Source organism: Idiomarina sp. OT37-5b (assembly GCF_002968395.1).
Taxonomy (GTDB): Bacteria; Pseudomonadota; Gammaproteobacteria; order Enterobacterales; family Alteromonadaceae; genus Idiomarina; species Idiomarina aquatica.
Genome location: NZ_CP027188.1, coordinates 460,540 through 481,316 on the forward strand (window position 1 = coordinate 460,540; position 20,777 = coordinate 481,316).

The window sequence follows — 20,777 nt, forward strand, 5'->3', positions numbered from 1 at the left end:
GTAATGACCATCGGCAACAGATAGCAACCAAGACGGAAGTAACAAGCGTGGCAAAATCCATACAGGCAATTCGAGGCATGAACGACCTGTTACCCGACCAAAGCCCAGCCTGGCAACAGGTTGAGTCGATTATTCGTCGAGTGGCAGCAAGCTACGGCTACAGCGAAATTCGCATGCCGGTACTTGAGCAAACCGCACTGTTTAAGCGCTCTATCGGTGAGGTGACCGATATTGTCGAAAAAGAAATGTACACCTTTGATGACCGCAATGGTGAGAGTCTCACCTTGCGTCCTGAGGGTACGGCAAGCTGCGTCCGTGCCGGTAATCAACATGGGTTGTTGTATAATCAAATTCAGCGACTTTGGTACATGGGGCCGATGTTTCGCTATGAACGCCCACAAAAAGGTCGTTATCGGCAGTTTCATCAGTTCGGTATTGAAACCTTTGGGCTACCTTCAGCGGATGCTGATGCCGAAGTTATTCTGTTGTCAGCGCGGCTGTGGAAAGCCTTTGGTATCGCCGATCAGGTTGAGTTGCAGTTAAACTCGCTGGGATCGAATGAAGCCCGCGCGCGTTATCGCGATGCTCTGCGTGAGTACCTGGAGCAATATAAAGAGCAACTGGACGAAGACAGTCAGCGTCGGTTGGACAGCAACCCGTTGCGTATTCTTGACAGCAAAGACCCCAATACACAGCAGCTATTGGAAGAAGCGCCGCGTCTGTCAGAGTACTGGGACGATGAATCCCGGGAGCACTTTGAGCAGTTGCGTGCATTGCTGGACGAAGCCGGTATTCGCTACACCCTAAACGAGCGTTTGGTGCGCGGACTGGACTATTACAACCGCACAGTGTTTGAATGGGTTACCACCGCCTTGGGCGCTCAGGGTACCGTCTGTGCCGGTGGCCGTTATGACGGCTTGGTAGAACAACTTGGCGGTAAGCCAACGCCGGCTGTTGGTTTCGCGATGGGCATGGAACGGTTAGTGTTGCTGTTGCAGGAACAAAATAAATTGACGCCAAGACGTGCGGTGGATGCTTATTTAATGCCGTTAGGCGACGCTGCGGAACTAAAAGCAGCGGCGATTGCCGAACAGCTGAGAGATGCACTGCCGGAGTTGCGGCTGGTGACCCACTGTGGTGGTGGGGCAATGAAAAAACAAATGAAAAAAGCGGATAAATCCGGTGCGGAAGTCGCCCTAATTATCGGCGAGAATGAGCTGGCAACGCAGCAAGTAACGGTTAAACCGTTACGCAGCGAGGCTGAACAAATTACTTTAAGTCACGCAGAACTTATTGACCATCTGCGGCCATTGACGCAAGCGTAAGAGGTGATCCTGTGGATCAGAACGAAGAACAACAAGTCGAACGAATTAAAGAGTTTTGGGCCGAACACGGCAAAGGCATTATCGCCGGTGCGGTGATTGGTTTTGGCCTGTTTTTTGGCTGGCGCTATTATGACCAAGCACAGATTGATGCGGCTAACGCAGCTTCAGCAGGTTATCAGCAAGTGGCCAGTCAGTTACAGGCAGACGCCGATAACGCAGTGGTTAACGCGCAACAATTTATTGATGAGCACGCCGGTTCACATTACGCGCACCTTGCCGCACTGCAGTTAGCTCAACACGCCGCCAGCAATGGCGATCTGGCGACGGCGGTGACCGCACTGCAACAGGTGGTCGGTGAGAGCGACGATAACAATCTGAAAGCGGTTGCCAACATCCGCTTGGCACGGGTTCTGTTAGCGCAGCAGCAATACGAGGGTGCTCTGGCCGCCGTAACAACGGCGATGCCAACGGCCTATCAGGCCGCGGCTGCGGAACTGGAAGGCGACATCTATGCTGAACAGGGTCAGAATGATGAAGCTCGCGAAGCTTACCAGCGTGCGCTTGCCGCTGAGGGTGAAGCGCTGACTCCGGCACTGGAACTTAAACTCAACAGCCTGGCTACGTCATAATGCATTTGCTTAACACGTTAAAAAAGTCCGCCTCGTTACTCGCGATTGCCGCACTAGCAACCAGCATCAGCGGTTGCTCGCTGTTCGGTGATGATGACGAAGAAATTAAGATTGCACCGCTCCAGCCGATTAACGAAAACCTCAATGTTTCCGTTAAGTGGGAGCGCTCCGTTGGTGATGGTGTAGGAGAGTTTTTCTCTCGCCTTAACCCAGTTGTTGCTTACGATAAAGTGTATGCTGCCGATCGTCAGGGCACGGTTGTCGCGATGAGTAAAGACAACGGCGAAACGCTGTGGGAAGTCGAGTTGCATGACCTCATCGAAATTAACGAAGCGTCTGATGAGGGTTGGTTCAGCGGCATTCTGTCATCACCATTCCCGGCGCGCATTTCCGGCGGTCTGGTTGCAGCTTATGACAAGCTGTTTTTGGGCACCGAGAACGGCGATTTGATAGCGTTAAATGCCGAGACCGGTGAGTTGGTCTGGCATGTCGACGTTGGCAATGAAGTAAACTCTGATCCCGCCGTTGGCGAAGGACGAGTCGTCATTCACACCACGGGCGGCAAAGTCATCAGTTATGATGCCGAAAGCGGTGAGCAACAGTGGCAGTTTGAATACCAGACACCTACGCTAACCTTGCGTGGTTCATCGGCGCCGACCATCGCCAGTGGTGGTGTGATTGTTGGTGACAGTAATGGTACCGCGTCAATCCTCATCGCTAATAATGGCCAGCAGGCGTGGACGCAGAGTGTTGGCACGCCAAGCGGCGCGACCGAGCTCGAAGCATTGGCCGATATCGACGCCAATCCGGTTGTGGTCGGTGGCGTGATATACATGATCGCGTATAACGGCGAACTGGTGGCACTGGAATTACGCAGCGGCGAGGTACGTTGGAAGCGTGACTACAGTGCGTTCGAGAATATGCTGGTGCGCGGTGGACGCATTTATTTGACCGACTACCAAAGCCATCTTTATGGCTTGAACCAGGAAGGCGGCATTGAGTTGTGGAGCAACAACGAAATGTTTGGCCGTAAATTGACGGGCCCGGCATGGCATGATGGTTTCGTCGTTGTCGGTGATCTGGACGGTTACTTACACTGGTTGAATCCAACCGATGGCACTATTGAAGGTCGCTATGAAGTCGGCGGTGATGGCATTTTTGCGCAGCCGGTTGTGGATGGAACAACCTTATACACACAAACTCGCGACGGCGATATTGTGGCAATTGAGATAAATTCAGGAAGTTAAACAAACATGTTACCTGTTGTAGCCCTGGTAGGGCGCCCGAATGTGGGGAAATCCACATTATTTAATCGTTTAACCCGCAGCCGGGATGCACTGGTAGCAGACTTTCCCGGCCTGACCCGCGATCGTAAGTACGGCCAGGCCAACTATGATGGATATCAATTCATTGTCGTGGATACCGGTGGTATTCACGGGGATGAAGAAGGCATCGATGAGGTAATGGCAAAGCAATCGCTGCAAGCCATTGAAGAAGCCGATGTGGTGTTGTTTTTGGTGGATGCCCGTGACGGCGTGACCGTCGGCGATCAGGCCATTGCGGATCATCTGCGCAAAAAACAGCAGCAGAAAAAAGTCTACATGGTTTGTAACAAGATCGACGGTATCGATGCCTCAACCGCAATGGCTGACTTTTACTCACTGGCGTTAGGCGACCTTTACGGTATTGCCGCTGCTCACGGACGTGGTGTTGAACAGTTGCTGGAAAGCTGTTTTAAGCCGCTGGCTGAGGACTACCCGGACGTTATAGTCCGTAACGACGAAGCGCCGGAAGATCTTGACCACGATGAAATCGACTACGATGCGTTACCGCTGAAGTTGGCCATTGTCGGCCGACCGAACGTGGGTAAGTCAACGCTTACTAACCGTATCCTTGGTGAAGAGCGGGTGGTGGTTTTTGATATGCCCGGAACCACTCGCGACTCGGTGTATATCCCGATGCAACGGGATGAGCGCGAATACGTGCTCATTGATACCGCTGGTGTGCGTCGCCGGGGCCGTATCGATGAGGCGATCGAGAAATTTTCGGTGGTGAAAACGTTGCAGGCGATCGAAGAAGCCAACGTTGTACTGATTGTCATTGATGCGCGCGAAACCATCACCGACCAGGATCTTAACCTGATTGGTTTTGCCCTCAACGCCGGCCGTTCAATCGTGATTGCGGTGAATAAGTGGGACGGTTTAGAGCAGGATCACAAAGAAGAGATTAAGCGTGAGTTAGATCGTCGCCTCGGCTTTGTTGATTTCGCGCGTTTACACTTTATCTCGGCGCTGCACGGCACCGGTGTCGGTCACCTGTTTGAAAGCGTTGAAGAAGCTTACAGCAGCGCCACACAGCGGGTGAGTACGTCTAAACTGACCAAGATCATGGAAATGGCTCAGGAAGAACACCAGCCACCGTTGGTCAGTGGTCGTCGTGTGAAACTCAAATACGCGCACGCCGGCGGCTACAATCCCCCGCGTATCGTTATTCACGGCAACCAGGTCACCAAGCTGCCGGGCTCATATCAGCGTTATTTGACCAACTACTTCCGTAAAGCCCTGGGTGTGATGGGCACACCGATTAAGATCGAGTTCCGCGAACCGGTTAACCCGTACGAAGGTAAGAAAAACCAGCTGACCCTGTCTCAGCAGCGCAAACGCCGCCGCTTAATGAAGTTCATTAAGAAGAAAGGCTGAGGGTTCTCACCGCAGAGGGCGCTGAGAACCGCAGAGAAAAGCTTTTTAATGGAAAAGCCAATGGGGCGGGTGGTTTTACCATAAAAAAACCTCCGCGCTCTCTGTGTTCTCAGCGGTGAAAGACTTGCGCCGCAGGCGCAAGCTACGCGAAGTCGGATTCTTTGAAGCGGTATTCTGTCAGGCAATAGTCGCAGGTCATGACGATCTCGCCGTCAGTCTGTAAAATCTCTCGCAACTGCTCGACCGGCACGCTGGCCAACGCATCCAGCGTCCGCTCGCGTGAACAACCGCAGACAAAGGAAACTTTCTGAGCCGGATACAGGTGCACCGTTTCTTCGTGGTATAAGCGATGCAACAGCTGTTCTGCCGGCAGCGAATACAACTCCTGTTCGGTGATGGTATCGGTTAAGGTGGCCAAGTGTTCAAACCCGGTCATGTCTTTACCGGATGCCGGCAGCCGTTGCAATAACATACCGGCCGCATGTTCGCCGTCGGCGTGCAACCAGATTTTGGTGGCCAGCTGCTCGGATTGCATAAAATAATTTTCCAGCATTTCGGCAATTGAGTCGGCGTCTGAACTGGTAACGCCCTGATAACGTTCGCCCTGTTCCGGCTCCAGGGTAATAACCAGCTCACCTTTACCAATCATGCTGCGAATATCCGTCGCGGTGATGTCACCACGAACGCGAGCAATGCCGCGCAACTCCTGGTGATGGTTACCATTAACCGCAATAAAGTTTAGCGGGCCGTTGCCCTGCAGTTGCACAGCGATGTGGCCTTCAAACTTAAGTGTTGCGGTCAGCAGTGACACCGCCGCCATCATTTCACCGAGCGCCTGTTGTACCGCCGGTGGGTACTGGTGGCCGCGGATCAGGCTTTGATAACTGCTGGTTAACTGCACCAACTCACCGCGCACATCCTGGTCAGCAAAGGTATAACGCACCAGTTGGTCGGTCGGGTATTCGATAGTTTGCTCGGTCATTGCCCATCACCTTCGTTTCGTTGTCCGTCTTTCATTCTGATCAACTGCCGCCGCTGCTTTTTGTCCGGACGGCCTTGTGGGTGCGGATTATACATGGCATTGAGTTTTCGTGCTTGCGCGTTTTGCTCGCGTTGCTTGATGCTGCTCTCGGTTTCGCGATAAAGCAGCTGCGCTTCGCTGGCGCCGCGGCGCTGATCACTCAAAGCAATTACTTCGACTTCTTTACTGTCAAAGCCTTGTCTAAGTTTCAGCATCGCGCCAATTTCCACCGCCTTGGAAGGCTTAGTGCGCTGGCCATTGTAGTGAACTTTGCCAGACTGAATCATCTGCCTGGCAATGGCCCGTGTTTTATAAAAACGCGCTGCCCAAAGCCACTTGTCTAAACGTATTGCGTTTGCTGTTGTCATAAAGTTGCAATCAAATTACCATAAACTGTGTTAATCGATTGTTGGCTCTTGCACGGAGAGCTAGAATGCGGTTAGCTACACAAGTCTAACAAAACTATAATGATAAAGTGACCTAAATTGTCTTACCTAAACGGCTTTCGCAGCAATAAATGGGCATCGCCCTCACGGCTGATATCGCTGGCAACCATCGCTATCTGGCTGCTGGTGGTGATACTGCTAGCGCAGTTAACCTGGTGGTTGGTGGCTCCGGCCGCGCCAACGGGCGGCACATCGGCACCGTCACTACCGTCAAGCTACAACGCGGCAGAAGACACCGCGGTCGATATTGCCGCTCTGCAACGTCTTAACTTGTTTGGTGAAAGTTCGCAAACCTCATCGACAACGCGTCGTGATGCACCGAAAACCTCATTGAACATCCGTCTGGTAGGGGTATCGGCCAGTTCCAACCCGCTGCGTTCTGCGGCTATTATTGAACAGGCCGGTCAACAACAGACTTATATCGTCGGCGACAAGCTTGGCCGTAGCGGTGTGACCGTTGAAGAAATCTATGCTGACCGGGTATTGTTAGACAACAACGGTCGTATAGAAACGTTGCAACTCGAAGACATTGGCGAGGATCGGCCCGCGTTGTCGCTGATTGTTGAACAGCCGCAGCAAGAGGCGACGGAAGCCGTCCCCGAACAAGACCTTGAGCAGGCCGTTGAGGAGATTAATGCGGATCCGCAGTCGCTTACCGATTACGTGTCGATAAGCCCGGCCATGGATAACGGTCAACTGATAGGGTACCGTCTGGAAGCAGGACAAAAGCCGGAACTGTTTCGTCAGGCCGGTTTACAAAACGGCGACCTTGCCATTGCCATTAACGGTTACGATTTAACCGATATGCAACAGGCAATGCAATTAAGTAACGAATTAACCACGCTGACGCGCGCCGACATAGAGATTGTGCGCGACGGTCAACCGATGCAGCTCACCATTGAGCTTGCCAACGAACAGGACAACTAACTATGGCAGTTCACTCTCGTGGCCCCAAAGTCTGGTTAAGCGCACTTGCGCTGGGTATCGCTTCGGCGGTGTTGGTACCAACGCCCGCTGCGATGGCTGATGAATACGCCGCAAGCTTTAAAAACACCGACATTAATGAATTCATTCAGGTGGTTGGGCGTAACCTTGGTAAAACCATCATTATTGACCCTAACGTGCGCGGCAAAATTGACGTTCGCAGTTATGACGTCATGAACGAACAGCAGTACTATCAATTTTTTCTGAATGTGCTGGAAGTTTATGGGTTTGCCGTGGTGGAGATGGATTCTGGCGTACTTAAAGTTATCCGCGACAAAGATGCTCAGCATGCACCGTTACCGGTGGTGGCGGGTGAGCAACAGCAACGTGGTGACATGATGATCACCCGTGTGGTGCCGGTGGAAAACGTTTCCGTACGAGAGCTCGCGCCCTTGTTACGGCAGTTAAATGATCAGACCGGTGGCGGCATGGTGGTCAGTTACGATCCTTCTAACGTGATCATGATGACCGGTCGGGCAGAAACCATTGGCCGCCTGGTAGAAATCATCGAACGCGTCGACCAGGCCGGTGACCAGGACGTCGATATTATTGATTTAGAGTATGCGTCGGCGAATGAGTTGGTTCGCATCGCCCAAAGCTTATTTGAAAAAAGCGCCCAGGACGGCACACCGACCTTGCTGATTCCAAAAATCGTTGCCGATGAGCGCAGTAACAGCGTCATTGTCAGTGGTGAGCCGCGTGCCCGTTCGCGGGTGGTGAAGCTCATTCGTCAACTGGATCAAGACCTCAAGACCGAGGGCAACACACGCGTCTATTATCTGAAGTATGCGCGTGCTGAAGAAATGGTTGAAGTGCTGGATAACGTCAGCCGCTCGATTCAGGCAGAAGTTGAACAACAGCAGGGCAGCAATACCGGTGGTCGACGCGCAGGTGGTGGTAACAACACCGTCAGTATCAGTCCCCATGCGCCGACCAATGCCGTAGTTATTACCGCCGAGCCGGACATGCTGGCGTCACTGGAAAACGTCATTCGCGACCTTGATATCCGTCGGGCTCAGGTACAGGTTGAGGCCATTATTGTCGAGATACTGGAAGGCGACAATGTCGACTTTGGTATTCAGTGGATCAGCGAGGATGGTGGCCTGGTGCAGTACAATACTGGTAACCAAGTGCCGATTGGCGCGTTAGCTGCAGGCGCTTATCAGGCGCAGCCACAAGAGGGCACCACGGTGATTTCCGAAGGTGGTGCGGTTACCCAAAACCCGGACAAGCCGGGCGATATCAGCTTGTTAGCAGAGTTGCTGGGTAGTGTTAACGGGATGATGTTCGGTACCATTAAGAACGATTGGGCGGCCGTGGTGCAGGCGATTTCGCAGGATACCAACTCCAATATTTTGGCAACCCCAAGCATCGTAACCGTTGATAACGAAGAAGCCAGTTTCCTCGTGGGTCAGGAAGTGCCGACCATTACCGGCTCAACGTTGGGCGGTGATAACGAAAACCCATTCCAGACCGTCGATCGTCAGGAAGTGGGTATTAAGTTAAAAGTGACGCCGCAGATCAACGAGGGCGATGCCGTACAAATGCTCATTGAGCAGGAAGTCTCCAGCCTAAGCGGAGCAACCTCGGTGGACGTCATTGTTAATAAACGTGAACTGAAAACCACGGTGATGGCCAATGACGGTGAAACCATTGTGCTTGGCGGCCTGATTGACGAAGACGTGCAGGAGTCGGTATCAAAAATTCCGTTGCTCGGCGACATTCCGATCCTGGGTAAGTTATTCAGTTCAACCTCAACCTCGACCCAGAAGCGCAATCTTATGGTGTTTATCCGTCCGACCATCGTGCGTGACGGCAGCAAGCTGGCGGAAATCAGTCGCGGTAAATACAACTACATGCGGGCTTTGCAGCTTGACCGTAAAGCACGCGGTGTGGATTTAATGCCGACCAAAGAAACCCCGGTAATGCCAGAGTGGGACGGTGAGCTGACGCTGCCGCCAAGTTTTGACGAATACATGGATAACAAAGAAAAGTCGGTGCAAGATAAAGGTCAAAATAATGACTGAAGCCAGTGCCATTGCAACCAAACGTTTGCCCTTTAGTTTTGCCAAACGCTTCGGCGTGGTGGTGGAGCAGGGCGAGCACCCGACCGTACATTGCCGCGCCGGCGTGGCGGCGGAAGCGTTGCTGGAAGTCAGACGTGTGTTGCAACAGCCCTTCCAGTTGCAAGAACATCCGGAGTCGGAGTTTGAGACACTGTTAACCCAAGCGTATCAGCGTGACTCCTCCGAGGCCAAGCAACTGATGGAAGACATCGGCAACGAATCGGATCTGTTTTCGTTGGCCGACGAGTTACCGCAAACCGAAGACCTGCTGGAAAGCGAAGACGATGCGCCAATCATTAAGTTGATCAATGCCATGCTTAGCGAAGCCATCAAAGAAGGGGCTTCGGATATCCATATTGAAACGTTCGAGAAGCAACTGACCATTCGTTTCCGCATCGACGGTGTCTTGCGTGAAGTGCTCAAGCCCAACCGCAAACTGGCGTCGCTGCTGATCTCGCGGATTAAAGTCATGGCGCAACTCGATATTGCCGAGAAACGGGTACCGCAGGACGGCCGTATTTCGCTATTAATCGCCGGTCGGGCGGTGGATGTGCGGGTATCGACCATGCCGTCTAACCACGGCGAGCGGGTGGTACTGCGACTGCTGGATAAAAACAATGCACGGTTAAACCTCAAGCAACTGGGGATGACCGAGCATAACCGCGGTATTTTCTCGCAGCTCATCCATAAGCCGCACGGCATTATTTTGGTGACCGGACCGACCGGTTCTGGTAAATCCACCACGCTCTATGCCGGCATTACCGAAATCAATTCAAAAGATCGCAATATCCTGACGGTTGAAGATCCCATTGAATATGCCATCGAGGGCATTGGCCAGACTCAGGTTAACCCTCGCGTGGACATGACCTTTGCCCGCGGCTTGCGTGCGATTTTGCGACAAGACCCGGACGTGGTCATGGTCGGCGAAATCCGTGACGTCGAGACCGCACAAATCGCGGTACAGGCATCATTAACCGGCCACTTGGTGTTATCGACGTTGCACACCAACACCGCTGCCGGCGCCATTACCCGATTGGAAGATATGGGCGTTGAACCGTTCTTGTTGTCGTCCAGTTTACTCGGGGTATTGTCGCAACGTTTGGTGCGTACCCTGTGCCCGCAGTGTAAGCAGCCCCATCAACCGGACGCTGAGGAACGACGGATGCTGGGCACGGTTGACGACGACGTCGTGATTTATCGCGCCCAGGGGTGCGAGCACTGCAACCAAAGCGGTTACCGGGGGCGTACCGGTATCCATGAGTTGATCGTGGTCGACGACACCATTCGTGAGCTCATTCACAACGGCCACGGCGAGCAGGCGATTGAAAAATACGTGCGCCGGAATACCCCCAGTATTCGTCGCGACGGTATTGATAAAGTGCTGGCCGGACAGACCACTCTCGAAGAAGTATTGCGCGTAACGCGTGAGGAGTAAGCGCTAGTGGCGGCATTTGCATATCAGGCACTGGATGCCAAAGGGCGTAAAAAGCGCGGTGTTATCGAAGCCGATACGATGCGCCAGGTACGACAGCAACTCCGTGATCAGGGACTGATGCCGGTCGAGGTCGAGCCTGCCTCAGAAAAAGAGCAACAACCGGGTCAGACGACCTCGCGCTGGACCATGGTGCGCAAAGTCAAAGCACAGGATTTGGCGTTGATCACCCGCCAGCTCTCGACGCTGGTAAGTTCAGCATTACCGATTGAACAATGTTTGTTGGCGGTGGCGGATCAAACCGAGAAACCGCGCCTGAAGAAACTGCTGATGTCGGTGCGCAGCAAAGTGGTGGAAGGTTACTCGTTGGCCGAAGCGATGGCTGATTACCCCGGCGTGTTCGACCATTTGTACACCGCCATGGTGGCCGCGGGTGAGAAATCCGGTCACTTAGATCAGGTATTAAATGAGCTGGCGGACTACACCGAACAGCGTCAACACATGAAAAGCCAGTTAACGCAGGCGTTGATTTATCCGTTGATGCTGACGCTGGTTGCGATTGGCATCGTCGTGTTTCTGTTGGTGTCAATTGTGCCGCAAATTGTCGAAAACTTTGCCGATATGGGACAAACCCTACCGGGCACAACCTTATTTATGATCGCAATTTCTGAGTTTTTGCAGAACTGGGGCCTGTGGTTGCTGGTCATACTTATGGTCATGGTCGTTGGTTTTAAGCAATGGCTGCGAAAAGACAACAACAAGCGCTGGTATCACCGCAAGTTACTTAAACTGCCGTTAATCGGGAAAGTCATCCGCGGCGTCAGCACCGCACGCTTTGCTCGTACGCTCAGTATCTTAACGTCCTCGGCCGTGCCGCTGCTGGATGGTTTGCGCATTACCTCAACGGTAATCGGTAATCTTGCCATTCGTGATGCCATCGACGATGCCGCAACACGAGTGCGCGAGGGTTCATCGCTGCGGGCGGCCTTACAGGAAACCGGTTTGTTCCCACCGATGATGCTGCACATGATAGCAGCCGGGGAAAAATCCGGTGAACTGGAACAAATGCTGCGACGCACAGCGGATAACCAGGACCGTGAGTTTGAAGCGCTGGTGCAAGTCAGTTTAAAAGTGTTTGAACCGGTACTGATTGTCACCATGGCAGGTATCGTGTTCTTTATTGTATTGGCTATTATTCAACCCATTTTGCAGTTAAATCAGAGTGTAGGACTTTAATTATGATGTACAGAACAACAGCCCAACGGGGTTTCTCTTTGGTTGAGGTGATGGTCGTTATCGCCATCATCGGTATTCTTGCCACCATGATCCTGCCGAACGTGTTAGGTTCGCAGGAGCAGGCAAACAAACAGAAAGTGACTGCGGATATCGTTGCACTGGAAAATGCGCTGGCGCAGTATCATTTGGACAACGGCATGTTCCCGACCACAGAGCAGGGTCTCGAAGCCTTGGTACAACGCCCCAATATGGATCCGCAACCACGGAATTACCGTAACGGCGGCTACATCAAACGCTTGCCACAGGACCCTTATGGCAACGACTACCTGCTGTTGAACCCTGGCGAGTATGACGACGTCGACCTGTTTTCGGCAGGCCCTGATGGTCAACCGGGCACAGACGATGACTTTGGCAGTTGGATGATTGGTCAGGACGAACAAAACAACTGATCGACTCTCTGATGCAACCACGGCGCCGCAATAATGGGTTCACTCTGGTCGAAATGCTGCTGGTCATGGCCATTATTGGCATGATAGCCGGTACGGTTGCCTTTACTCTGCCTTCTTCATCCGCTCGAGATAAATCGCCGCAGGACATTGCGGTTACCTTAAAAGAGCAACTGCAGTACGCCCGTGAGTACGCGATGGTAAGGCAGCAGCCCTTGGGCTTAGTCATGGACGATGACGGTTATCAGTTTGTGCACTGGTACGACAATCAATGGCAGCCGCTTAATGCCAGAGGCTTAAAAGCCGTTAACTGGGATGAGCGTCTGCGCTGGCAACTGCAACCGCTGGAAGGCAACCTGGTGGCGCAGGAAGAGGCGGCGCGCGATTTGTTGTTTCAGCCCGATGACGATAATGACGAACAAGAGGACGAGCAGCCACAGCCGCAAATACTGATCTTGCCGAGCGGTGAGATGACGGCCTTTTCATTGGCGTTGGATAAGCCGCAACTGGCACGCCGGGAGCAGCGTTGGTTAATTGCACAAAGTGCCTGGCAAGTCAGCATACAGGATGAGGCCAGTGTCGATGCGAGTTACTGAGCGCGGCTTTACCCTGGTTGAAGTGATGGTGGCCATCGCCATTTTTGGTACCGCCGCGCTGGCGGCGGTCAATGCAGCCAGTGGCCATTTGAGCAGTATCAGTCAAATTCAGCAAAAAACCTTTGCCCAGTACGTAGCATCCAATCGCCTGACCGAACTGAGTCTGTCGCGGCAGTGGCCGGTTAAGGATAAACAAAGCGGACAAATGCAACTGGCGGAACAGGACTGGCGCTGGCAACAACAGGTGGTTGAAACGGTTACACCGGACGTGGTGGCGGTCACGGTGACCGTCACTAAACCCGGCAGCGACGCGCAACTGGTTCAGTTGACCCGCTATCTGCGTCGCCCGGATGCGGCCGCTCAGAGCGATGCGAATGGAGTCGGACCATGACGCAACAACGGGGCTTTACCTTGGTTGAAGTGTTGGTGACCATGGCCATTTTTGCATTGCTGGGAATCGGCAGCTTTACCGTGCTGGATCAAATGAGTAAAACCAAGACGCAGTCAGAGGCAGCGCGTGAGCAACTGCAACAGATGCAGTTTGGCTGGCTGATGATCGAGCAGGATCTGCGGCAGTTAGTGAATAAACCAACGCGGCCAAACGGTACCGAGGTGGTGCGCCGTTATGTCAGTAACGACGAGCGGGTAACTGAGTCTGACAGTGGCGTGCTGGCGCTGGTCAAAAGCGGCTATGACAACCCGGGCTTGTTATTGCCGCGCTCAGAGTTGCAGCCGGTCATTTATCGGGTTCGCGACGGTGTGTTAGAGCGGGTCAGTTTTCCTTACGTGAATGACCGCTCGGACGAACCGGTGGTACAACCGTTAATGAACGATGTTGAAGCGTTCAGTGTGCGGTTTTTCCGCGATGACGCCGCCGGTGACCAGCAGCAGCTACAGAATCAGGGCATCCGCGCTGGCTGGCAGGGCAGTTGGGATACCGAAGGCGATGTGCCCAAGGCCGTTGAGGTCACCATCAACAGCAAAGCCTACGGTGAAATTAGCCGACAGTTTTTAACGGCGGCAAGCACCGCAGTCAGCGTCAGCGATGAGGACAGCGACCAATGATGGCGAGGCAGCGTGGCGCGGCGTTAATCACTGTGATGCTGGTGATTGCGATTGTTTCAGTGATTGCGGTCAATTTGGGCAGTAGTCTGCAACGTCAGGTCAGTCGCAGTGCCAATCTGCAACAGGCCGAACAAAGCTACTGGATGTGGCTGAGCGCGGAAGATGTGCTGGCGGAAGTGTTGCAGCTAGAGCTGGAGCAGAGTGACGGTATTGTCCATCGCCAGCAGAACTGGGCGACCAAGCAAGGGCCATTTCCGGTTGCCGGCGGACAAATTGCCGCCGATGTGCGGGATTTGCGCAGTTGTTTTAATCTCAACAGCCTGGTACCCGGAGGCGAGCAGGAACTGCAGGGGGAACGCCGGCGTCAGCAATTTCGGCAGTTGCTGATGGCTAACGAGGTGGACAGTTATCTGGCGCAACAGCTTACCGATGCCCTTATTGACTGGATTGATGAAGACACTCGCTTGAGTGAAAACGGCGCCGAGGATCCGGACTATGAATCCTTGCCGCACCCGTACCAAGCCGCCAACAGTCCATTACTGGACATCAGTGAACTCAGGCAGGTGCGCGGCTTCAGTGCCGACATTGTGGCGAAGATTAAACCACAGGTGTGCGTCATTCCGGGCAATAGCGAACTTAAGTTAAACATTAACACAATGGATGATGAGCATGCTGCGTTGTTGGTCGCGCTGACCAATGGCGCGCTGGATCTAGCCGGTGCGCAGCAGGTTCTGGCAGGTCGACCTGAAGGTGGGTATGATGATCGCGAACAGGCCCTAACCGAGGGGCCGCTGGCCGGCATTAAAGATCAAGACGGCAACCCGCTCGATGAGCTGGTGGTCACGAGTCAGTATTTTCAATTATTGGCGTACATTCAATGGGGCGAGGTCGAAACTCGGGCGCGCTCTGTCATGCAAGTAACGCCAGAATCGGCCCGGGTCATTTACCGGGCGATGGGAGAATAACAATGCAAGAGCGACTGTTTATCCGGCTACCCGCCAGTAGCGGTAAAGAAACGGCAGTAGCCGATGCGGGTAAGGTAGTCTGGTTTATATGGCACCAGGCGCAACAGGAAGTGATTGCCAGTGGCGAACTCGGTTCGCCGGCGGAACTGTCGCAGTTGCAGCAGCAGGCCCGTCGTTGCGAAACCACGGTAATGCTGCCGGGTCAGGACGTGTTATTAAAACAGGTTGAGTTGCCGGCCGGCAGCCGCCGTCATCTCGATCGCGTGATTCCTTATGCACTGGAAGAAGAGCTGGCAAGTGATATCGATGAACTGCACTTCAGTTGGCCAGCCAACGTCAGTAAAGCCCAGAGCAGTATCCCGGTTGCGATAGTCGCGCGCAGTCGCATGAGCTGTTGGCAGAATTGGTTAAAAGAGGCGGCAATTGATGCCGACCACTGGTACCCGGAAACGCTGTTACTGCCGTACAGCGAGAACCACTGGAGTGCCATTCGTGTGGGTGCTGATGTGGTGGTTCGCACGGGGCCGTGGCAGGGCTTCAGTATCGAAGCCGAGGCCAGTGCCGCGCTGATGCCGGTGATCGTGGCGCAATGGCCGGCGCCGTCGCTGATCGACCATTATGGCGACATCGACTGGCCGCAACCGCCATCACCCATGCAAGCGGCGGATATTGAAGTGCCGTTGAGTATTTTTGCACGTGCCGGCGATACCTTAGAACTTCGTCGTGGCGAATTCGCGGTAAAACGCAAGCGCGTTGATAGCATTCGCTGGAAGCCACTCGCGGTTGCCGCGTCGGTAGCGCTGGTGGTCGCCGTCGGCGGCAATTTATTAAGAGCCTATCAATTGTCGTCAGAAGCCGATGCCTTGCAGTTGCAGGCTGAGCAACGCTTTTTAGAAGCCTTTCCCAATAAAACCCGTATCGTTAACTTGCGTGCACAATTGCAACAGGAGCTGAACCAACTCGGTGCCAGCGGTGCTGAGCAGGCATCGGCTCTGGCATTGCTGGACAGTCTGCAACCGGCTTTTGCTGATTTACCAGAGATGACGCTGGAGTTGTTGCGCTATCAGGACGGCGAGTTGAGACTGCAGGCATTGGCGCAGAATTTTTCTCAGTTTGAACGCTTTCAGCGTGCTGCTGAGCAGGCAGGGCTGCAAGTGCAGCAGGGCGCATTGAATAATCGCGGAAATCAGGTGGCCGGTTCACTGACAATCGCACGAGGAGCTCAGTCATGAAGGCGTTTTCAGGTATGGCGCAGCAACTGCAACAACACCCGCTGATGCAGCGAGCGCAACAACGCTGGCAGCAGTTTGCGCCGCGCGAACAGCGGCTGCTGCAGGTGTTGGCCGCTGTGCTGGGTGTGGCCGTGGTATACTTCCTCATTTGGCAGCCCAGTCAGCAAGCGCGGCTGCAGGCCGAACAACGGTTGCAGGCGCAACAGCAACAACTGTTGTGGGTGCAACAGAACATCGCTCGTTACGAAGCCCTTGCAGCACGTCAGCAGGAGCGGGTAGAACCCGCATCCGGCTCGTTAACGCAACGGCTCAATCAAGCTGCGGAAGCGCAGGATATTCGCTTGGCGCGCATGCAGCCGCAGGGCGAGGGTATGGTGGTTAGCGTCGATGAAGCCAGTTTCGCTCAGGTCCTGCAATTGGTTGCGCAACTGGAACAACAGTATCAACTGCGGGTGGAAACGCTGGATGTGGCACGCCTGGATACCCCGGGTCAGGTCCGGGTAAGACAGTTACTGGTAATGGATAATTCATGAAACGTTGGTGGTGGTTACTCGTTGTTTATGTCGTCGCCCTGGTAGTGATGCTGCCGGCTAAGGTCATTTATTGGTTGCCACTGCCGCCGCAGGTGTCAGTCAGTCAGGTGTCCGGCAGTCTCTGGCAGGGTAATATCGGTGCGCTGCAGATCCAGGGGGTGCCGCTGACGAACGTGGGTTGGAATTGGCGTGTCAGCAAGCTGCTGACGGGACAACTGAGTATCGATGTGACGGTGCCCGCAGCCGCCGGTAACCCTTTAACAGTCAACGGCACGGTGCAAGCGGGGCTGAGCGGTGTGTCGGTCGATAACCTCCGCTCAAAGGGTGATCTAGCTACCCTGTTGCAATTGTCGAATACCCGTCTGCCACTGACCACTCGTGGCCGTTGGTCAGTTAATGTCGACGCTTTCGCGGTCAGCGATCCAGGACCGTTAAAATGGTGTAACCAGTTACGAGGTGATGCGCAGGGGCAGGATATCCAGGTGCTGGTCAACGGTGTCTGGCAAAACCTTGGCGACTTTCCGGTGGGTCTGAGTTGTGATAATTCCGGCGCCGTGGGGCTTTCCATGAACGGTAATAACAGCCTGGGATTGGCGTTCGACGGCACCGTAAATAGTCAGGATATTCGCATCGCTGGTACCGTACGGCCTAATCCTCGTACCCCCGAAGGGCTGGCCAAAATGCTGCAATACCTTGGTCAGCCGGACGCGCAGGGACGATATCGTTTTTCGCTGTAATTGCCCAAATGCGCATTTCACGCTAAATTGAACAGACACTCTGCAACATAAGGAATTACTCAATGCAGGCCATCATTGACTGGATTAACGAAAACCAGGGCATGTTGATTGAATACAGCATTAAAGTCATCATAGCCATTGTCATTCTCTTCGTCGCCAAAATTGTCGCGAACGTGGTTACTGGCACTATGCGTAAAGGTATGGCGAAACGAGAAATGGACGGTGCCGTGATTGGCTTCCTGTCCGCCATTGTGAAGTCGATCATTTTTATCGCCGCATTGCTGGTGGCGTTGAATCAGGTGGGTGTAGAAACCACGTCGTTTATTGCCATTTTAGGTGCGGCCGGTTTAGCCATTGGTTTGGCGTTGCAGGGCTCGTTGTCCAACATCGCCTCCGGGGTGTTGCTGATCATGTTCCGCCCCATGCGAGCCGGTGAGTACGTTGAATGTGGCGGTACCGCAGGCACCGTCGAAGAAATCAATATTTTTCAGACCATCCTGAAAACGCCGGATCGCAAAGTGGTGTATGTGCCCAACTCACAGGTTATCGGTGGCACCATCACCAACTACAACCGTGAAGATCTGCGTCGTATTGACCTGGTGATCGGTGTCAGTTACAGCGCCAACCTGCAGCAAACCAAACAGGTGTTGATGGATGTTATTACCAGCGACGAGCGCGTACTGACCGATCCCGAACCGAACGTGCGGGTGAGTGCACTGAACAGTTCATCGGTTGATTTTATCGTGCGCCCATGGACCAAAACCGAAGATTACTGGCCAACCTACTGGGATCTGCTGGAACGCATCAAAGACCGTCTTGATGAGGAAGGCATCGGCATCCCGTTCCCGCAAATGGACGTGCACATGCATAAGCCTTAAAGGATCGTAGGTCGTGCCTTTGGCACGACCCCGATGTTGGCCTTGCGCCAAAGGCGCAAGCTACGGTGCCAATGCGTTGTCCAAATCCTCGAGGATGTCATCGATATGCTCGATACCGACACACAAGCGGATGGCTTCGGGTTTAACACCCACCCGGGCCTGTTCTTCCTCACTCAACTGGCGGTGCGTGGTTGACGCCGGATGACAGGCCAGGCTTTTAGCATCACCAATGTTAACCAGACGCTTGAACAATTTTAGCTTGTCGTAAAACCGCACCCCGGCGTCAAAGCCGCCCTTAATGCCAAACGTCAGTAACGACGCCGGCACACCGCCGCTGATGTACTTACTGACTCGCTCGTTGTCCGGATGATCAGCACTACCGGCAAAATTCACCCAGTCCACCGCATGGTGTTGCTGCAGAAACTCCACCACGCGCACCGCATTCTGGCAGTGACGTTCCATCCGCAGCGACAACGTTTCTAAGCCCTGTAACAACAAGAACGCGTTAAACGGTGACAGTGAAGCTCCGGTATTACGCAGCGCAACCGTACGTACTCGGGCAATAAACGCCGCTGCTTCAAAGGCATCCGTGTAGACAATACCGTGATAGGCTGGCTCAGGACTGCTGAACTGAGGGAAGCGGTCTTTGTGCTTAAGCCAGTCAAAACGACCGGAATCGACAATCAAGCCACCGACCGAGTTACCGTGGCCGCCGATGTATTTGGTCAGCGAGTGGACAACAATGTCGGCACCAAAATCAATCGGCTTGCACAACACCGGTGTCGCCACGGTGTTATCGACCACCAACGGCACCCCGGCCTGATGCGCGACTTCGGCCAGGCCTTCGATATCGGCGACGTTGCCAGCAGGGTTACCGATGGTCTCGCAGTACACCGCTTTGGTGTTGTCATCGATAACACGGGCAATGTCCTCGGGCTTGTCACTGTCAGCAAAGCGTACCTCGATACCAAACGAAGGCAGCATGTGCTGGAACAGCGTATAGGTGCCGCCGTAAAGCTGCGGCGTCGTGACAATATTGTCGCCGTGTTTAGCCAGCGTAATCAGCGCATACTCGATCGCCGCCATACCCGAAGCTACTGCCAGCGCCGCAATCCCGTGTTCGAGTTCGGCAACCCGCTGCTCCAGTACATCGTTGGTCGGGTTCATGATGCGCGAGTAGATATTGCCGGGCACGGCTAAATCAAACAAATCCGCACCATGTTGCGCGTTATCGAATTCAAACGCGACGGACTGATAAATCGGCGTCGCCACGGCTTTGGTGGTGGGATCCGTTTGGTAACCGTGGTGGATGGCCAGCGTTTCGTCTTTCATAAAGGGTTCTCCGTAAGTTCTAATCGGGATGTTTTTAACGGTGGAATAAAATGCCTAAGCGGCTGCTGATAATCAGCAACGTTCTTGATAAAGCCATCGTGACCATAAGGCGTCTCGATGGATAAATAACTGTGACAATGGGGTAATAAGGCTTCCAGCTCCGCCACCAGTGCCGTTGGCGCAATACTGTCCGAGGCGAAACCAATCACCTGAACCGGGCATGAAATGCGTTTCGGATCGACTTGATAATCGTTCAGTGCCGGTGTTAGATGGGTAAATAAGGTATTGGCCTGGTTGCCGTGGCGACGAAGTAAACGTTCACCCTGCGCGAGTACATATTGGAGCGCGTCATCGCTGTTGGCAAAGCGTTGCTCAAATTCGTCGGCACTGCGGTAGGTCAGCATGGCCAGCGCCCGCGCCAGAATCACGCCCTGCTGCGGACTTTCTGCATGCTGCAGTAACAGTTGCTGGAACGAACGCAACAACGCCGACTGAATCGAAGGTTTATGCGCGGCACCGATAACCGCCAGTCGGCGAATGACCGGCCCATGTTGTTGAGCCGCTGCATGCAGGCCCAGCACCCCGCCAAACGAACCACCGACCCAGGCTTCGACGGATTCAACCCCCAGTTGCGTGAGGGCGTCGGTATAGGCCTGAGTATGTTCGGTAACCGTCAGTGGCTGCGTCGGCGTGTCCGAACCACCAACACCGCCCAGATAATCAAAGCTGATCACCTGCACGTCTTCGGCCGGCGCGAACACGTTATACAGCGACTGCCACCAGCCGCTGCCATCCAGCCGCCATAACTGGCCGGTAGCACTGATACCGCCCTGAATGACGATCACCGGGGCATCAGCACGACCATTATCAGCCGCGTAGCGAAACCCTTTCACGCGACCAAAGCGGGTGTTTGTATAAAATGAACGACCAACGGGTAATACCATATCAACTCCTCACTATCCGAACCCGCAAGATCGCAAATAGATTTCTAGCTGTCAAGAAGTTTAGACGTCCAAAAGGCTTGCGCCAAAGGCGCAAGCTACAGCGAGCAGCAAGCGCCAAAGGCGCGAGCGCAGCAAAGCAGCAAGCGCCAAAGGCGCGAGCACAGCAAAGCAGCAAGCGCCAAAGGCGCGAGCACAGCAAAGCAGCAAGCGC

General features: G+C 53.9%; 21 protein-coding genes. 17 read left to right on the forward strand and 4 right to left on the reverse strand.

The window, feature by feature from the left end; genetic code table 11:
* Positions 1–47: 47 nt before the first annotated feature.
* The 4 genes from hisS to der are packed head-to-tail and all read left to right on the forward strand — an operon-like array spanning position 48 to position 4,653.
* Positions 48–1,325, forward strand: a complete 1,278-nt coding sequence (gene hisS, locus C5610_RS02225; RefSeq protein ID WP_157982906.1) for a histidine--tRNA ligase — start codon at positions 48–50, stop codon at positions 1,323–1,325.
* 11 nt (positions 1,326–1,336) lie between these two features.
* Positions 1,337–1,954: a YfgM family protein gene (locus C5610_RS02230; RefSeq protein ID WP_105305696.1), complete on the forward strand. Its 618-nt coding sequence runs from the start codon at positions 1,337–1,339 to the stop codon at positions 1,952–1,954.
* Complete coding sequence (gene bamB / locus C5610_RS02235; RefSeq protein WP_105305697.1) at positions 1,954–3,201, forward strand: outer membrane protein assembly factor BamB; 1,248 nt, start codon at positions 1,954–1,956, stop codon at positions 3,199–3,201. Before C5610_RS02230 ends, bamB begins: the two co-directional genes overlap by 1 nt.
* Positions 3,202–3,207: 6 nt before the next feature.
* Positions 3,208–4,653 (forward strand): ribosome biogenesis GTPase Der, encoded by a 1,446-nt coding sequence (der, locus tag C5610_RS02240; protein WP_105305698.1) that lies wholly within the window; start codon positions 3,208–3,210, stop codon positions 4,651–4,653.
* A gap of 142 nt (positions 4,654–4,795) precedes the next feature.
* Here der and hslO read toward each other — a convergent pair whose 3' ends face one another.
* Both hslO and hslR read right to left on the reverse strand, forming a co-directional pair.
* A complete protein-coding gene (gene hslO / locus C5610_RS02245) occupies positions 4,796–5,635 on the reverse strand; it encodes an Hsp33 family molecular chaperone HslO (RefSeq protein WP_187346275.1) in 840 nt (279 codons plus the stop codon).
* On the reverse strand, positions 5,632–6,042 hold the full coding sequence (gene hslR, locus C5610_RS02250; RefSeq protein WP_105305699.1) for a ribosome-associated heat shock protein Hsp15: 411 nt from the start codon (positions 6,040–6,042) through the stop codon (positions 5,632–5,634). Before hslR ends, hslO begins: the two co-directional genes overlap by 4 nt.
* A gap of 117 nt (positions 6,043–6,159) precedes the next feature.
* Here hslR and gspC point away from each other — a divergent pair, with 117 nt between their 5' ends.
* From gspC to C5610_RS02315, 13 genes are all read left to right on the forward strand, one after another.
* On the forward strand, positions 6,160–7,047 hold the full coding sequence (gene gspC, locus C5610_RS02255) for a type II secretion system protein GspC (protein WP_262339969.1): 888 nt from the start codon (positions 6,160–6,162) through the stop codon (positions 7,045–7,047).
* Between the two features lie 2 nt (positions 7,048–7,049).
* Complete coding sequence (gene gspD, locus C5610_RS02260) at positions 7,050–9,131, forward strand: type II secretion system secretin GspD (protein ID WP_105305700.1); 2,082 nt, start codon at positions 7,050–7,052, stop codon at positions 9,129–9,131.
* On the forward strand, positions 9,124–10,605 hold the full coding sequence (gene gspE, locus C5610_RS02265; protein ID WP_105305701.1) for a type II secretion system ATPase GspE: 1,482 nt from the start codon (positions 9,124–9,126) through the stop codon (positions 10,603–10,605). Before gspD ends, gspE begins: the two co-directional genes overlap by 8 nt.
* 6 nt (positions 10,606–10,611) lie before the next feature.
* The gene (gene gspF / locus C5610_RS02270) at positions 10,612–11,838 is read left to right on the forward strand and encodes a type II secretion system inner membrane protein GspF (protein WP_105305702.1); all 1,227 of its coding nucleotides are present in this window, start codon (positions 10,612–10,614) and stop codon (positions 11,836–11,838) included.
* A 5-nt stretch (positions 11,839–11,843) separates the two neighbouring features.
* Positions 11,844–12,287 carry a type II secretion system major pseudopilin GspG gene (gspG, locus tag C5610_RS02275; RefSeq protein WP_105307675.1) on the forward strand — a complete coding sequence of 148 codons (444 nt, stop codon included), beginning with the start codon at positions 11,844–11,846 and terminating at the stop codon, positions 12,285–12,287.
* 11 nt (positions 12,288–12,298) lie between these two features.
* Positions 12,299–12,880, forward strand: coding sequence for a type II secretion system minor pseudopilin GspH (gspH, locus tag C5610_RS02280; protein ID WP_105305703.1), 582 nt, complete (start codon positions 12,299–12,301; stop codon positions 12,878–12,880).
* Entirely contained in the window at positions 12,867–13,271 is a 405-nt protein-coding gene (gspI, locus tag C5610_RS02285) for a type II secretion system minor pseudopilin GspI (protein WP_105305704.1), read from the forward strand. The genes gspH and gspI overlap by 14 nt, the downstream gene beginning before the upstream one ends.
* The gene (gene gspJ / locus C5610_RS02290; RefSeq protein ID WP_105305705.1) at positions 13,268–13,945 is read left to right on the forward strand and encodes a type II secretion system minor pseudopilin GspJ; all 678 of its coding nucleotides are present in this window, start codon (positions 13,268–13,270) and stop codon (positions 13,943–13,945) included. The genes gspI and gspJ overlap by 4 nt, the downstream gene beginning before the upstream one ends.
* On the forward strand, positions 13,942–14,910 hold the full coding sequence (gene gspK, locus C5610_RS02295) for a type II secretion system minor pseudopilin GspK (RefSeq protein ID WP_241970524.1): 969 nt from the start codon (positions 13,942–13,944) through the stop codon (positions 14,908–14,910). Before gspJ ends, gspK begins: the two co-directional genes overlap by 4 nt.
* 2 nt (positions 14,911–14,912) lie before the next feature.
* On the forward strand, positions 14,913–16,142 hold the full coding sequence (gene gspL, locus C5610_RS02300) for a type II secretion system protein GspL (RefSeq protein WP_105305707.1): 1,230 nt from the start codon (positions 14,913–14,915) through the stop codon (positions 16,140–16,142).
* A complete protein-coding gene (gene gspM / locus C5610_RS02305) occupies positions 16,139–16,675 on the forward strand; it encodes a type II secretion system protein GspM (protein ID WP_241970523.1) in 537 nt (178 codons plus the stop codon). Before gspL ends, gspM begins: the two co-directional genes overlap by 4 nt.
* Positions 16,672–17,412, forward strand: a complete 741-nt coding sequence (locus C5610_RS02310) for a type II secretion system protein N (protein ID WP_105305708.1) — start codon at positions 16,672–16,674, stop codon at positions 17,410–17,412. Before gspM ends, C5610_RS02310 begins: the two co-directional genes overlap by 4 nt.
* Positions 17,413–17,474: 62 nt before the next feature.
* Positions 17,475–18,290 (forward strand): mechanosensitive ion channel domain-containing protein, encoded by an 816-nt coding sequence (locus C5610_RS02315; RefSeq protein WP_105305709.1) that lies wholly within the window; start codon positions 17,475–17,477, stop codon positions 18,288–18,290.
* A gap of 60 nt (positions 18,291–18,350) precedes the next feature.
* Here the strand turns inward: C5610_RS02315 and C5610_RS02320 are convergent, their stop codons facing one another.
* Positions 18,351–19,622 (reverse strand): O-acetylhomoserine aminocarboxypropyltransferase/cysteine synthase family protein, encoded by a 1,272-nt coding sequence (locus C5610_RS02320; protein ID WP_105305710.1) that lies wholly within the window; start codon positions 19,620–19,622, stop codon positions 18,351–18,353.
* Entirely contained in the window at positions 19,619–20,566 is a 948-nt protein-coding gene (locus C5610_RS02325) for an alpha/beta fold hydrolase (RefSeq protein WP_105305711.1), read from the reverse strand. The genes C5610_RS02320 and C5610_RS02325 overlap by 4 nt, the downstream gene beginning before the upstream one ends.
* Between the last annotated feature and the right edge of the window lie 211 nt (positions 20,567–20,777).

Coding starts and splice junctions, on each gene's coding strand:
- hslR (WP_105305699.1), bottom strand. CDS start 6,042: ATGACAACAGCAAACGCAATACGTTTAGACAAGTGGCTTTGGGCAGCG.
- gspD (WP_105305700.1), top strand. CDS start 7,050: ATGGCAGTTCACTCTCGTGGCCCCAAAGTCTGGTTAAGCGCACTTGCG.
- gspH (WP_105305703.1), top strand. CDS start 12,299: ATGCAACCACGGCGCCGCAATAATGGGTTCACTCTGGTCGAAATGCTG.
- gspL (WP_105305707.1), top strand. CDS start 14,913: ATGCAAGAGCGACTGTTTATCCGGCTACCCGCCAGTAGCGGTAAAGAA.
- C5610_RS02325 (WP_105305711.1), bottom strand. CDS start 20,566: ATGGTATTACCCGTTGGTCGTTCATTTTATACAAACACCCGCTTTGGT.
- gspI (WP_105305704.1), top strand. CDS start 12,867: ATGCGAGTTACTGAGCGCGGCTTTACCCTGGTTGAAGTGATGGTGGCC.
- bamB (WP_105305697.1), top strand. CDS start 1,954: ATGCATTTGCTTAACACGTTAAAAAAGTCCGCCTCGTTACTCGCGATT.
- C5610_RS02320 (WP_105305710.1), bottom strand. CDS start 19,622: ATGAAAGACGAAACGCTGGCCATCCACCACGGTTACCAAACGGATCCC.
- C5610_RS02315 (WP_105305709.1), top strand. CDS start 17,475: ATGCAGGCCATCATTGACTGGATTAACGAAAACCAGGGCATGTTGATT.
- C5610_RS02310 (WP_105305708.1), top strand. CDS start 16,672: ATGAAACGTTGGTGGTGGTTACTCGTTGTTTATGTCGTCGCCCTGGTA.
- hslO (WP_187346275.1), bottom strand. CDS start 5,635: ATGACCGAGCAAACTATCGAATACCCGACCGACCAACTGGTGCGTTAT.
- gspE (WP_105305701.1), top strand. CDS start 9,124: ATGACTGAAGCCAGTGCCATTGCAACCAAACGTTTGCCCTTTAGTTTT.
- gspJ (WP_105305705.1), top strand. CDS start 13,268: ATGACGCAACAACGGGGCTTTACCTTGGTTGAAGTGTTGGTGACCATG.
- der (WP_105305698.1), top strand. CDS start 3,208: ATGTTACCTGTTGTAGCCCTGGTAGGGCGCCCGAATGTGGGGAAATCC.
- gspK (WP_241970524.1), top strand. CDS start 13,942: ATGATGGCGAGGCAGCGTGGCGCGGCGTTAATCACTGTGATGCTGGTG.
- gspM (WP_241970523.1), top strand. CDS start 16,139: ATGAAGGCGTTTTCAGGTATGGCGCAGCAACTGCAACAACACCCGCTG.
- gspG (WP_105307675.1), top strand. CDS start 11,844: ATGTACAGAACAACAGCCCAACGGGGTTTCTCTTTGGTTGAGGTGATG.